A 14,019-nucleotide genomic window follows, 5' to 3' on the forward strand; every position below is an offset into this window, starting at 1 on the left:
AGGCTGACTTACTTGGCATCATACCAGGTTCGTCCGTAATTCACGTCTACTTTCAAAGGCACATCGAGTTCGAGCGCTTGTTCCATCACTTCCGGCACGAGCTGCTGCATGTCTTTCAGCTCCCCTTCCGGCACCTCAAAGACAAGCTCATCGTGCACCTGCAACAGCATGCGGCTTTGCAGGTTGCGTTCCGCTAGCACTTGCTGCATCCGGATCATCGCGAGCTTGATAATATCCGCAGCTGTTCCTTGAATCGGCGTATTCATCGCAGTGCGCTCAGCAAAGGAACGCAGGTTGAAGTTGCTGCTGCGGATATCCGGCAAATAACGCCGGCGGTTCAACAGCGTAGTCACAAACCCATCCTGCTTCGCTTGCTGGACGATCTCTTCCATGTACCGTTTTACACCGGAAAAGACAGCAAAGTAGCGATCAATAAATTCAGCTGCTTCTTTGCGCGTGATATTCAGGTTTTGTGAGAGTCCATAATCACTGATGCCGTAAACGATCCCGAAGTTGACCGCCTTTGCCTGGCGACGCATCAAGGAGGTTACCTGATCCTCCGGCACGCCGAAGACATCCATCGCCGTGCGGGTATGGATATCCATCCCTTTTTGGAAGGCGTCCATCAGATTGGCATCCTGCGAAATATGAGCCAGGACGCGCAGCTCGATCTGCGAATAGTCTGCCGCCAGCATGTACCAGTCCGCCTCTGAAGGGATAAACGCCTCCCTGATCTTCCGGCCTTCCTCCAGACGGATTGGGATATTTTGCAGATTCGGCTCCGTACTGCTCAGACGTCCTGTCGCCGTCGTGGCTTGATTGAACAATGTATGGATCTTACCTGTTTTTGTATTGATCTCGTTCAGCAATCCTTCGATATAGGTGGAGCGCAGCTTGCCCAATTGGCGATAGTGCAGGATCGTGTCGATGATCGGATGATAAGGAGCCAGCTTCTCCAGGACATCGGCACTGGTCGAAGGACCGGTCTTCGTCTTTTTCAATACCGGCAGATCCAGCTTATCGTACAAGATCTCTCCCAATTGCTTGGGGGAATTGATATTGAAAGACGTGCCTGCGAGATGGTAGATCTGCTTCGTATATTCCTCCAGCTTCTGATCCAGCTCTTGTCCCATACGTTGCAGGTGGGAACCGTCCACTTTTACACCGGTGTGCTCCATTTGCGCCAGCACGAGACTGAGCGGCTCCTCCAGCTTGGACAGCAGCTCTTCCAATTGATGCTCGGCAATCTCTTTTTTCACGACAACCGCGCTTTCCCAGATCGCCGCAGCCTTCCTGGCCACATGCTCGCTGATGGTCTCCGCATCCGGCAAACTGCGTTTTGCCCCTTTGCCATAGACTTCCTCGTCGGCTGCCACCTTGGTCGTCGCGTACTGGGCAGCTACATCGGTCAGGGTCGGGTTGCTCTCGGAAGCGTTTAACAAGTAGGACGCCAGATACAGGTCAAAACGGATGCCTGCAAGCTTCCGATCATGCCAAGCCAGACCGACTGTATCCCGCTTGCCGTCGAATACGTATTTCTCTTTGGAGGAATCAGCCAGCCAGGCAATGAATTCCGGCCATTTCGCTGCTACATCTGCAGATATGTACATCGAGGTGCCTTCCGCAGCCAGACCGAAGCCAAGCAACGGGGAGCGGTGGTAATTAACGCCATCCAGCTCGACCGCCAAGCTCATCGGGGACACCAATTTCTCTGTGAAACGCTCCAATGCTTCCAGCTGAACGACCTCGTATGCAAAAGATCGGGACGAACCGCCCTCTGCACTTGCGCCTTCGCCGTAGCCCGTTCCTTGATCGGCTTTGGCCACTTTCGGGATCAAAGACTTGAATTCCATCCGCTTGAAAAATTCGGTCAGGGTAGCGGCATCATAACCATGATACGGTACGCTTTCCAGATCGATGGCGACCGGCGCATCCCGCATGATCGTGGCCAGCTGCTTGCTCAGCTTGGCTTGCTCCACATTGTTGCGCAGATTTTCTTGCAGCTTTTTCCCAGAGACCTTGTCGATATTGGCCAGCACTTCTTCCACAGAGCCGTATTCGTGAAGAAGCTTCAGCGCGGTCTTCTCACCAACCCCCGGAACGCCCGGAATATTATCCGACGTATCTCCCATCAACCCTTTCAGGTCGATGATCTGCATAGGCGTCAAGCCGTACTTGTCTTGAATTTCTGATGTCGTATACAGCTCGATTTCGCTGACCCCTTTTCGCGTCAACGCGACGGAGACATTGTCAGAAACCAGCTGCAGCATATCTTTATCACCGGTAATCACCGTTGTTTTATATCCCTGTTGGTCTGCCTTGAGCGTCAGTGTGCCGATGATGTCATCCGCCTCATACCCTTCGATCTCGTAACGGGTAATCGAGAATGCATCCAGCAGCTCCCGCATGAGCGGAAATTGTTCGGACAGCTCAGGCGGCGTTTTCGCGCGACCGGCCTTGTACTCCGTAAAATCACTATGGCGGAATACGACTTTTCCTGCGTCAAAAGCGACCAGCATATGGGTCGGTTTCATTTCCTCCAGCACTTTCAACAGCATGGTGGTAAAGCCAAGCACGGCATTGGTATGCAGGCCGCTTGAAGTAGACAACAGCGGCAGCGCATAAAAAGCGCGATTGGCAATACTGTTTCCATCTATCACAACAAAATGACGCATTCAATTCCGCCCCCTCTTTGACTCGGTAAGCGAAAGAAAGTCGTTACCGTGTATTTGCTTTGAATATCCTTCCAAACTACCTTTCATCTTACCATAGGCTTGAATGGGCTGGCAAAGTGCTTGTTAGATGCCCACTGCGCTTTTCTTCACATGCAAAAAGAAGCCCACGAATGGGCTTCTTTTCTCGGCATACACAATTCATTTTTCCAGTTGCGCCTCTTGCTATCTTGCCCCCTGCAGGTATTTCGCATAAGGCGAATTGATCGGCATGACAATAACCGGCTGCCCCTGCAGCGTCGTTTTGTACGATTCCAGCGTGCGGTACAGACTGTAGAAGGCCGGGTCTTGCGAGTAAGCAGCGTTATAAATGCGCGCAGCCTCCGCCTCCCCTTGGGCTTGAACCAGCTTCGCTTTGGCATCGGCAACAGAGAGCATCTCCGTGACGCTGCGGTCCGTCGCCGCCTTGATCTTGGTCGCTTCTGCCTCCCCTATCGACAGATACTCCTGGGCTTTGCTGTGCCGTTCCGAAATCATCCGGTTGTATACGGAATTCTCATTTTGGGCCGGCAGGTCAGTCCGTTTCACCCGCACATCGATGATTTCTATCCCGAAACGATCCCGCTGCAAGACTTCATTCACCTTCGTGGTGACCAATTTGTTAAAATCACCGCGTGCCGACTTTTCTTCATTGATGATCGCCGAGTAATCCAAGGAACCCAGCTCGTTGCGCAGCGTCGACGAAACCGACTCACTCATCCGTTTCTCCACATTGGAGATTGTCCGGGCATTCTGAATCATTGCGGTCGGATTGACGATTCGCCAGACTACGTAGTTATCGACGATGATCTTCTTCTTGTCTTTCGTATTGACTTCTGTCGGCTGCGTATCAAACAGCAGCTGATGCTTCGGCAATGTCGTGACCGATTGCAGGAACGGGATTTTATACGTTAATCCTGGCTCGCTGACTACGCGTGTGACCTCTCCAAACTGACGAATGACCCGATATTCGTTCTCCTTCACGATAAACAGATTGGACATCACTGTGCTCACGATAACGATGATTAGCAGCAGGAGCACACCGATGCGAATATACGGCGTATAACTTTCCGGCCCTGTCTTTTTGCTGCCGATATCGATTACATTTCCTTCCTTCATCGCTGCTCCGCTCCTTTCTGGACTGCTTGGTTGGGCTGCAAAGGCTGGATCGGCAAATATTTCACCGTACCGCCATTATCATCCATGATATAGATCTGCGCACCCGGCATGATTTGTTCCATCGTCTCCAAGATCAGCCGCTCCTGCGTGATCTGCGGACTCGCCTTATAGGACTGGTAGAGGGCGTTGAAATTGGCGGTATCCCCCTTCGCTGTCTCAATCCGCGAAGTCTTCACGCCTTCCGCACGGCTCAGCTTCGCTTCCGCTTCCCCTTTGGCCTCATTGAGCTTTTGGTTTTCGTATTTGCGTGCTTCATTGATTTTGGTATTCATCTGTTCACGCGCATCCGTTACCTCGGTAAACGCTTTTCGCACGTTGTCATTGGGCAAGTCCACGTTCTGCAGCTTTACATCCACGATTTCAATTCCGATTTCATAGCTGTTGATCAGAGTCGTCAGCTGTTCACGGACTTTTTGCTCGATTTCCGCTTTGCCATCCGTCAGGGCACTGTCGATCGTGCTGTTGCCGATCACACCGCGCAGTGCGGCGGAGGTGGCATTGTACAGCATGGTTTGCGGATCCTCCGCATTGAACAGGTAATCGGCCATATGTCCGATCCGCCATTGCACCACGAGCCCCGCCAATAATATGTTCTCATCGCCGGTCAGCATCTTGGCTTCTTCCATCTTGACGACCGGCTGTCCGTCAACTTCGCCGTACCCAAACACAAGACTGTAGGTTTCCCGGGAAAATACTTCGACCGATTGTATCGGCCACGGTGCCTTAAAATGAAGCCCCGGGTCTTTTATCTCCTCGGTAACCTCGCCTAGCGTCAGGACCAAGGCCTGCTCCGATTGATCCACGGTATACCAGCTTGTCAATGCTACCAGGACAAGAATAAGAAGGATAATGATTCCTGCCGTTGCTTGATAAATATGCTTTAACGTCATCCCGCGAGCCTCCTCTTTGCCATTTCCTGCTAATACGTTTTCTGTTGGAAATAGTTGCATCTTTGCAAAAGGAATTGTTTCAAGTTGTCAATCCATGTACAATGAAGCCTGTCAGTTCTTTCATTTTTCTGACGATTATCTAAAAAAAGGGGATTCGCTATGAATCGACCAAGCTTTCCTCCATATCTCGCTTTGCTAATTGGGGTCATCGCCATATCGACTTCTGCCATCTTCGTAAAATTGTCTGCGGCACCTGCCCCGATCATCGCGACCTATCGGCTAGTGTTTTCGGCACTGCTTACCTTGCCGTTCCTTTTCTGGACACGCGGGGTAGGACAGGAGATTGCCCGTATGACCAAAAGGCAATGGCTGCTTGTCACTTGCTCCGGCGCTTTTCTAGCCAGCCATTTTCTCCTCTGGTTTGAATCGCTGCAGTACACCTCTGTGGCCAGCTCCACTGTACTCGTGACGCTTCAGCCATTGTTTGCCTTCATCGGGGGATATTTTCTCTTTCAGGAGCGCTTGCGTCTGCTGGCTATCTCAGGCGGTGTTCTCGCCATTGCCGGCAGCTTCATTATCGGATGGGGAGACTTTCAGGTAGGCGGAATGGCTCTGTGGGGAGATGTTCTGGCTTTGCTGGGGGCCATGACGGTAACCGGTTATTTTCTAATCGGGCAATATGTCCGCCAGGCAATGTCCCTCACGGCGTATACCTTGGTCGTCTATACGATCACCTCACTCTTTTTGGTCGCCTATGATTTGGTTCTGGGCTATCCGCTTGTCGGCTATCCCGCTGCAGATTGGGGCTGGTTCTTCTGCCTTGCGCTGTTCCCTACGCTGCTGGGGCATTCTATCTTTAACTGGGCGATCAAATGGTTAAGTGCCTCCACGATATCGATGAGCATTCTTGGAGAGCCGGTCGGGACTGCCATTCTGGCCTACTTCATTCTGGGTGAGGTTTTGACCATTCCGCAGTGGATTGGTGGAGGAGTCATCTTGCTCGGGATCTTTATCTTTATCCGCTACAATCAACCGGTAAAAGGAGGCGAAGTGGATGGGTCAGTCCTCTCCACCACGGAAAAGCCTGCGTGAGTATATCAAAGGATTGAGCATCTGGGGAAAAATTCTTTGGGTCATCCTGCTTGGATACATCGTGGGACGAATTATTTATTGGATCGGGAAGCTTTTATAAATGCTATTTGTGCAAACATAGTGGTGGGGGAAGGGAAGAACGGGCGGGGCTGCGAAGTTGCCACACCCGCAAGGGAGTGTATACTGTCCGGTTCCACTTCCAAAAACGGTACGTCGCGCAAAAGTTTCGAGGAAGCATATTCAACCGAAGAGGTTGCGCGACAAGCGTGTACCGCTTTTGGAAGCTCCACCTTAGCAGGTGTGTCAAAAAACTCCGCCCGTCCCGTTCTTCCCTTCCTCACGCAGCGGTTGCTTCAAGTCATGCTATTTAAAAGCGTGAAAATATGAAATTACTACTTCAGCTAAGCTTTCGAAGCACTCTTGCTTTTCCAAATATTATTTTTCATTTCAGCTTCTGCTACGCAGGAGAGCATGTTTCGAAACGGAGCGCCTGCGGAACCCTACCCAGCTCCGCAGTAAATCGCAGGAAAAAGGGNTACCCAGCTCCGCAGTAAATCGCAGGAAAAAGGGCCGCAACGTGCCCCGCGCTGCGTAGCGGCTACTCCTTTTGCGGACCCCTGCGATTTGCTTCGGAGCGAACATTCAACACTTTCCAGCGGGGTGTAGAATGAAGCGGAGTTTCGGAACATGCTCTCCCCACCGCAGCCACGAAGCGCCAGAAGCGCCACAAAAGAAAAGCTCTTACCTCGCACTTTCGTACGGGACAAGAGCTTTTTTCATTGAAATTATTTTGCAGCAGGCTCCGGCTTGCGTTTTTTCCGCAAGAAATAGATAAACGGAATCGAACACAAGATCGGAATCGACGAGATCAGGAACGTATCCGCAATCGCTCGCACTGCCGCCTCTTTTTGAATATAGCCGGCGATTACCGCCAAGGCTCCTCCTTGTGCGGTAGCCGAGTCAACACCGCCCTGCGCATAGAGACCACTCACGCTGGTAATGGTCTGCTGCGCTACGGTAGAAGTGACAGACACACTTTCCGTAATCATGGACACATGCAGCGTCTGCTGTGTCGTCATGATCGCCGTCAGGATGGCGATCCCGAGCGAACCCATGACTTGGCGGAACAGATTGGAGATCGAGGAGGCTTTCCCCACCATCTCTCTCGGGACTGAGTTCATCCCGACCGTGGTGAGCGGCATCATGCAGAGGCCGATCCCAATCCCGCGTATCGTTAAGATCATATCCAGCCAGCGATTGGGTGTGTCCACACCGAGTCGATGCAGTTCATACGTCATCGTACCCATCAAGGTCAGACCAACCAAGCCAATCGGACCTACCCCGAACTTGTCAAACAGCTTCCCGCTGATCGGCATCATCAAGGCCATCGCAATCGACTGCGGCATCAGCAAAAGTCCTGTTTCTACCGGCGTCATCCCCTGGATATTCTGCAAGTATAACGGTGTCAGGAAGACCCCGCCGAACATCCCCATCATCACCAAGCCCGATGTAAAGGTGCTGAGTGAAAAGATTGGATTTTTAAACAAGCGGAAATCAATGAGCGGCTGCGCTTTTCCGAGCTCTACCCAGATCAACAACACCAGAGAGAAGAAGCAGATAAAGAACAGGCTGACGATGTAGAGGGAATCCCACCCCTCCGATTGCCCCTTGGTAAGCGCTAAGAGCAGCGTCCCAAATGCAATGACGGACAAAACAGCACCGGGTACATCAAAGGGCAAATCCGGCTTTTTCGGTGTTTCCTTCAGCAGGAACCCGCTGATGAGTGCTGCAAATACCCCTATGGGGACACAGATGAAAAAGAGTACCCGCCAGCTGAAATATTCAATGAGATATCCGCTGAGCGTCGGGCCGATCGCAGGGGCCACCATCGCGGCAATCCCCCACAGCCCCAGAGCCATCCCGATCTGTTGGCGCGGCACGATCATATAGATCATCGCCATCCCGATCGGCATGATAAAGCCACCGCTGACCCCTTGAAAAATCCGGAAGGCAATCAGGCTGGTATCACTCCAGGCGAGGCCACAAAGCGCGGAGCAAGTGGTAAACACCCAGAGCGATAAGATAAACATTCTTTTATAGCCAAACTTTTCACCGAGCGAGCCGCTCATCGGAATCACGACGGCCGATGCCAGCATGTAAGCCGTCAAAACCCACTGGATATCCTGTGTGGTGGAACCGAATACGTTAACGAGTTTTGGCAGCGCTACGTTGATCAAGCTGTTGTTCAATACAGCAACAAACGTTCCGAGAATAATGGCAAGCAGGGTGACCCAAAAGCTGCCGTTTTCGCCCGTACGCTTTTCTTCTACTGCTTGCGACACGAATCTCGCCTCCTAATTCACCCGTACCTTGCTACCGTCGGACAATTGTGCCGTTGGATTCATGACGATCTTGTCACCGGAAGCCAGACCACCTGTGATCTCCACCCAATCCGCTTGCTTTCCGCTTTGCGTGATGGCAACCTGATGGACGACATCCCCATCCAGCTTATACACATAAGATTTGCCTTCTTTTTCAATCACGGTAGATGCTGGAATTTTCAAGCCTGCTGGCGCCGCTTGCTCCGAAAGAATCACGTCCGCCAGCATCCCCGCGCGCAGCAAGCCTTCTTGATTGCTGACACGGATTTTGACTGGGAACGTGCTGTTGTTCGCATCCGAGATCGGGCTGACAAATTCAACTGTTCCCGTGAAGTGTTTGTCTTCCAGGCTCGACACACGCAATGTTACTTGTCCGCCAACCTTCACCTGGTTGATTTGGTCTTGCGGAATGCTTGCTTCCACTTTCACTTCATCCATTTTCACAATGGTCAAAAGCGGTACGCCGGGAGAAGCCATTTCCCCTGGATCGATGCTGCGGCGTGCAACGACACCCGCGATCGGAGAGGTCACATTGGTATTGCTGAGCGTGATTTTCGCCAGCTCCAGGCTGGATTTCAAACGATCCACTTCAGCTTGCAGGGCTGCCAACGAATTGGAGGTAGCCCCTGCTTGCGCCAAATCCAACTGGGCTTGCGCTTGCACATATCCAGTACGAGCCTTTTCCAGCTCCAACGTTACTTTTTCATATTCAGACTGCGAAATCGCACCCGATTCATACAAAGCTTTCATCCGGTTAAAGGTGGATTGGGCGACATCCTGCGATGCTTTTGCCTGTTCCACTACACTGCGCAGTCTGTCAAGCTCTTGGGAGCGTGCGCCTGCTTTTGTATCTGCGAGCCTCGCTTGGGCACTGGCGATCGCCGATTCTGCCTGTCTAACCTGCTGCACATAGTCCGAGGAATCGAGCTGAACAAGCACTTGACCGGGCTTGACGATATCGCCCTCTTTCACCAAGACTTGCGCTACTTTCCCCGACAGTTTGGATACTGCCTGGATTTCTTCTGCGGCCGTCACTTTCCCGCTCGCCGTGATCCCGCTGTCCTGGCCGCTGCCGACATTCCATACCTTTACAGCCGGGACCGCCGCCTGCGCATTCCCTGCCGGCTGAGCGTTGTCACTGCAGCCCACTACTGCAAATGAAAGACTGGTAAGTAACGCAAACCAAGTCACTGCACGTTTTGATTTTGTATTCATCATCGTCACCCTATATTCCTTTCACTTCGATCTTGATGAACGCATTCATGCCGGTTGACAGATCAATGTCTGTGGCGGTATCAATGGCAATCTTGATCGGAATCCGTTGTGTCACCTTTGTAAAGTTGCCGCTTGTATTGGAAGCAGGGAGTAAAGAGAAGGTGGAGTTGGTTGCTTGCCCGATTTCGGACACATGCCCGACCAGCTGCTTGCCAGGAAATGCATCGATTTCAATGTCCACTTTTTGTCCCAGCTGCAATCTGCCCACTTCGGTTTCCTCGATGTTAGCGCTGATGTACAATTTGCTTTCATCCACAACCATCGCTACCGCTTGCCCTGGAGAAACGACTTCCCCTACTTTTGCCAATGTTTTTAATACGGTACCCGTAATCGGAGCGCGCAAGGCCGCATTATCGAGCAAGTTGGTCGGCAAATTCGTGGTATCCTGCTGTCCGACAATCTGGTCAGAAACAACCGGATCCCCGTCATTAATCGCCAGCGAAGTAATCTTTCCTGAGATGCGCGGCATAATCCGATAAATATCCCCCGCTACCCGGGCATCTTCCGTCTTTACATAGTGCTGCCCTTCATACCAGTAGTAGCCGCCGATTCCTGCCCCACTGATCACCATTAGCGTAAGAATGAGGGTAAGTACTGTCTTGCGATTCATTCTTTCTCCTCAACTTTCTTTTCTATTTTTCCAATAATAAGCGTAAATGAACGAATAATCATATCAAGTTCTTCTTCAGTCAAGCCTTCCAATAATTGCCGATAATATTCCTCTGAAAAGAAAGGAATTTTCTCAATTGATTTTTCAATTTCTGCGCTTTTTCGGATCCAGATCACCCTGCGGTCCTCTTCATCTCGTACGCGCTCCACGAATTTCTCCCGCTCCAGGCGGTCGATGATTCCTGAAATCGTGCTGTAAGAAAGGTCGAGTGCTTTGGTGATCTGCCCAATCGTTTTCGGTTCCTCAAACACCTGTTTCAATACCATGATCTGCGGCATCGTCAGACCGTAATCCCCTACCTCACGGGTAAACGCGGTCTGATATACCTTGCGAAATCTTCGCAGCAAATCTCGAATGATCAATGCTTTCCCAAGCGGTCCCCTCCTTCCCCTCATTTATTTCGAACACGAAATTTTTTAACACGAAATAATATAGCACACATCCAGGGAGGTGAAAAGTAAAAAAACGTCAATGGAAACACTTTGGAAAATTCAAGAAATTGTGCCGGGTGATCCGATATAGCATTAGAAAACTTTGGCTTCGCCAAGCCTTAGTTGCACTAATATGGATACGACATTTTCCCAATTCTTATCCACACAAAAAAACGGGATCTATTACAGATCACCGTTTTTGCCCAACGCTTGCTTTTTTTCCTCTTTGATTTCCTCGGGCAGCTCCTTCGATACACCCGGGACATTCCGTGGTTCATACTCCAGCTCCGGAAAGGAATGAATCGACACATACACTTGTCCGTAAATCGACTTGGCCCGGATGAGCACCGGATATGGGTATTTGTTTTGGAATACAAGATCCGGCCCATTCCAGCTGACCGTAGCATCTCGGCCTGGAGGCACATAGGGAACTTCCCGGGAATGAGAATACCGTTTCACGATATGAATGCCTGCCCGGTCGACCGCATTAAACAGCGTCGAAGATACCTGGCAGATCCCACCGCCGATTCCCTCGGATAATTCTCCTTTTACGATGACAGGCGCTTCCAAATATCCTTTGGCCCGAGTTCGTTTTCCAACCACTTTATTGAAAGAAAACATTTCCCCCGGCAGCAACACATAGTTGTTGATCGCCTCGGAAGCCAGCTTGATATTATGCGAACGATTATGATTTCGGGAATTAAAATAGGTGGTATACTGTCCAATTCTTTTTTTCCTTACGTGGGCAAGCAATCCTTGATCCACTTTGGGCATCAGGATTCTCGTCGGATTCTCGAGCTTCGCGGTGCCAGCTTCATAATAGTATTCGTAGAAGCTCAGTCTCACTTGCGCCTCGTTGATTTGCAGGCCCTTTTTTTCCGGAATAATCTTGCCGGCATCATCGATGATCGCATTCACCGGGGGGCGATCCGCAACTTTTTTGACGCTCTCAATCCATCCTTGCAGCTTGCTCTCGTCTACGACCGGGACACCCGAGAAGGGCAAGGTCACATCTTGCTTATGGACAGCCGCGACCTCTTTTCCATCGATCACAATCCTGAACGGTTCTGCCTGCTCCATTGGCTGCATTTGCAGCAACAATAACAGCCACGTCATTATCACTGTTCCCATAAAATCCACCCCCGCCCTTAATATGAACGTAAGGGAGGGATTTCATGCTTTGGATGGCAAGCGATCCGTCTAGAACACCCAATCATCCTTCACTTTGTAAGGAGTCGCATACAGCTTCTCCCGTTTTTTCGATTCGGCCATGTCTATCGCCTGCTGCATAAAATACAGCTGACTGCTGAAAGCGGGTTCTTCCGCTTGGGGATGAATGAGATGATAGTTGCCCTCCGAGTCTAAAATCCGCGCTTTCGTATTGTCTTGCAGATAAACATCGACAATGTCGGTGACCCGCTTGGCCAAATCGGGCTGCTCGATTGGAAAGAGCAGCTCTACCCGTCGATCCAGGTTTCGGGTCATCCAGTCTGCGCTGGAGAGATACACCTCCGGCTGGCCGCCGTTGCCGAAGATAAAGATACGGCTGTGCTCCAGGAATCGATCGATAATACTGCGTACACGGATATTTTCACTTACGCCGGGTATTCCTGGACGCAAGCAGCAAATGCCCCGTACGATCAAATCAATCTGTACACCTGCGCAGGAAGCCTCATACAAGCATCCGATGATTTCTTCATCTGTCAGCGAATTCATTTTGGCAATAATCCGGCCTGGGTTCTCTGAAGTCGTCTTTTCCACTTCACGTCGGATCATCTCACGGAACTTTTTGCGCAGCCCTTTTGGGGCAGCTTCCAGCTTGCGCCATTCCGGCGGCTCCGAGTAACCGGATAAATCATTGAATAAGGCAGACGCGTCCACCCCAATGTCAGGATTGCTGGTGAACAGCCCGAGATCCGTATATAAGGTCGCCGTCATGTTATTGTAGTTTCCAGTACTTAGGTGCACATAACGTCTGATGCGGTCCCCTTCTTTTCTCACGACAAGCGTAATCTTGCAATGCGTCTTCAGACCTACCAGCCCATAGATGACTTGGCATCCAGACTTTTCCAGCTGCTTTGCCCAATGAATATTGTTTTCCTCGTCAAAACGTGCCTTCAGCTCTACCAATACGGTTACCTGCTTCCCATTTTCCGCAGCCAGCGCCAAGGAACGCACGATCGGTGAATCCCCGCTGACGCGATAGAGCGTCTGCTTGATCGCCAGGACATCAGGATCTTGCGCAGCCTTTTGCACAAAATCTACGACGCAGTCAAAAGATTCGAAGGGATGATGTACCAGGATATCGCGCTTGGCAATCGCTGCAAACAGATCCTCTTCACCGATCAAATCGGCAGGAGGCTGTGGCAGAATCGTTTCATTGCGCAGATGCTCGTAGCCCGGCAATTGGATAAAGCCAAAGAACTTGGTCAAATCGATTGGACCGTTGATCGGATAAATATCGCGCGGATGCACCTCAAGCGCTTCCTGCAAAATGAGACGCACCTCCTGATCCATCTGTCCGTCAATTTCCAGGCGGATGGCCGCTCCCCATTTCCGCTTTTTCAGCTCTTTTTCAATTTCCTCCAGCAGGTCTTCCGCGCCTTCTTCATCCAGCGTCATATCCGCATTGCGCGTAATGCGAAACGGATGTACCGACGTGACTTCGTTTCCTTTGAAAAGACGATTGATATATTTCTTAATGACTTCTTCCAATAAAATGTATACCTTTCCATTGGCTGACGGCAGCTCGATGAACCGTGACAATACAGCCGGCACTTGCACAACGGCAAATACATGCTTATTCGTATTCTCTGCTCTGCGCTCCAGCATGACAGCCAAATTCAGGCTTTTATTCAGAAGCAGCGGAAAGGGCCGGCTTTGATCCACGGCAAGAGGGGTCAGGACCGGATAGATCAGCGAATCGAAATATTCATCCAAAAAAGATTCCTGCTCCTGCGTCAGGTCTGCCGCTTGTAAAAAATGAATGCCATTTTCCTCAAGCAGCGGCAATATATGTTCACATAAGCATTGATATTGCCTCTCCACCATATGGTGCGTCCGGGCATTGATCATCCGCAGCTGCTCTTTCGGTGTATAACCCGATGAATCCGGCCGATTGAAGCCAGCTTTCACCTGATCCTTGAGACCGGCGACGCGGACCATAAAAAACTCGTCCAGGTTGGAAGAAACGATCGCCAGAAACTTCAATCGCTCCAGCGCCGGATTGGATTCGTCCATCGCCTCTTCCAGCACACGACTGTTGAAGGCAAGCCAACTCATTTCTCGATTGATAAAATAATCCGGATGAAGAAGATCTCTCTCTTCCACCGGGTTCTCCCCCTTTTTTATCCCCTGTCAGGCTACGATTCGTTTCCCTGTATGTTATTT

10 protein-coding genes are annotated in these 14,019 nt (G+C 50.9%); 1 reads left to right on the forward strand and 9 read right to left on the reverse strand.

Annotated features, from left to right (window positions below; translation table 11 throughout):
• Positions 1-8: 8 nt before the first annotated feature.
• From polA to hflK, 3 genes are all read right to left on the reverse strand, one after another.
• A complete protein-coding gene (gene polA / locus EIZ37_RS18705; protein WP_134686304.1) occupies positions 9-2,675 on the reverse strand; it encodes a DNA polymerase I in 2,667 nt (888 codons plus the stop codon).
• Positions 2,676-2,897: 222 nt separating this feature from the next.
• Complete coding sequence (gene hflC, locus EIZ37_RS18710; RefSeq protein ID WP_134686305.1) at positions 2,898-3,830, reverse strand: protease modulator HflC; 933 nt, start codon at positions 3,828-3,830, stop codon at positions 2,898-2,900.
• A complete protein-coding gene (gene hflK, locus EIZ37_RS18715) occupies positions 3,827-4,780 on the reverse strand; it encodes an FtsH protease activity modulator HflK (protein WP_134686306.1) in 954 nt (317 codons plus the stop codon). Before hflK ends, hflC begins: the two co-directional genes overlap by 4 nt.
• 159 nt (positions 4,781-4,939) lie before the next feature.
• On the opposite strand from hflK, the gene EIZ37_RS18720 reads away from it, so the two are divergent.
• A complete protein-coding gene (locus EIZ37_RS18720) occupies positions 4,940-5,872 on the forward strand; it encodes a DMT family transporter (RefSeq protein WP_134686307.1) in 933 nt (310 codons plus the stop codon).
• A 785-nt stretch (positions 5,873-6,657) separates the two neighbouring features.
• On the opposite strand, the gene EIZ37_RS18725 is transcribed toward EIZ37_RS18720, so the two are convergent.
• The 6 genes from EIZ37_RS18725 to EIZ37_RS18750 form a co-directional block, all read right to left on the reverse strand.
• Positions 6,658-8,214: a DHA2 family efflux MFS transporter permease subunit gene (locus tag EIZ37_RS18725; protein ID WP_134686308.1), complete on the reverse strand. Its 1,557-nt coding sequence runs from the start codon at positions 8,212-8,214 to the stop codon at positions 6,658-6,660.
• A 12-nt stretch (positions 8,215-8,226) separates the two neighbouring features.
• Positions 8,227-9,468 carry an efflux RND transporter periplasmic adaptor subunit gene (locus EIZ37_RS18730; RefSeq protein WP_134686309.1) on the reverse strand — a complete coding sequence of 414 codons (1,242 nt, stop codon included), beginning with the start codon at positions 9,466-9,468 and terminating at the stop codon, positions 8,227-8,229.
• Between the two features lie 10 nt (positions 9,469-9,478).
• Positions 9,479-10,138: an efflux RND transporter periplasmic adaptor subunit gene (locus EIZ37_RS18735; RefSeq protein ID WP_134686310.1), complete on the reverse strand. Its 660-nt coding sequence runs from the start codon at positions 10,136-10,138 to the stop codon at positions 9,479-9,481.
• Positions 10,135-10,560 carry a MarR family winged helix-turn-helix transcriptional regulator gene (locus EIZ37_RS18740; protein ID WP_235828102.1) on the reverse strand — a complete coding sequence of 142 codons (426 nt, stop codon included), beginning with the start codon at positions 10,558-10,560 and terminating at the stop codon, positions 10,135-10,137. Before EIZ37_RS18740 ends, EIZ37_RS18735 begins: the two co-directional genes overlap by 4 nt.
• A gap of 252 nt (positions 10,561-10,812) precedes the next feature.
• Positions 10,813-11,760 (reverse strand): VanW family protein, encoded by a 948-nt coding sequence (locus tag EIZ37_RS18745; RefSeq protein ID WP_134686312.1) that lies wholly within the window; start codon positions 11,758-11,760, stop codon positions 10,813-10,815.
• A gap of 69 nt (positions 11,761-11,829) precedes the next feature.
• Positions 11,830-13,959: an RNA degradosome polyphosphate kinase gene (locus EIZ37_RS18750; protein ID WP_134686313.1), complete on the reverse strand. Its 2,130-nt coding sequence runs from the start codon at positions 13,957-13,959 to the stop codon at positions 11,830-11,832.
• Positions 13,960-14,019: the final 60 nt, after the last annotated feature.

Origin of the sequence: Brevibacillus migulae (assembly GCF_004521915.1) — a bacterium.
Classification (GTDB): domain Bacteria; phylum Bacillota; class Bacilli; order Brevibacillales; family Brevibacillaceae; genus Brevibacillus_F; species Brevibacillus_F migulae.

Bases quoted from the DNA above. Each gene is read 5' to 3' on its own strand.
- polA (WP_134686304.1), bottom strand. From the start codon at position 2,675: ATGCGTCATTTTGTTGTGATAGATGGAAACAGTATTGCCAATCGCGCT.
- EIZ37_RS18745 (WP_134686312.1), bottom strand. From the start codon at position 11,760: ATGGGAACAGTGATAATGACGTGGCTGTTATTGTTGCTGCAAATGCAG.
- EIZ37_RS18730 (WP_134686309.1), bottom strand. From the start codon at position 9,468: ATGAATACAAAATCAAAACGTGCAGTGACTTGGTTTGCGTTACTTACC.
- EIZ37_RS18735 (WP_134686310.1), bottom strand. From the start codon at position 10,138: ATGAATCGCAAGACAGTACTTACCCTCATTCTTACGCTAATGGTGATC.
- EIZ37_RS18720 (WP_134686307.1), top strand. From the start codon at position 4,940: ATGAATCGACCAAGCTTTCCTCCATATCTCGCTTTGCTAATTGGGGTC.
- hflK (WP_134686306.1), bottom strand. From the start codon at position 4,780: ATGACGTTAAAGCATATTTATCAAGCAACGGCAGGAATCATTATCCTT.
- hflC (WP_134686305.1), bottom strand. From the start codon at position 3,830: ATGAAGGAAGGAAATGTAATCGATATCGGCAGCAAAAAGACAGGGCCG.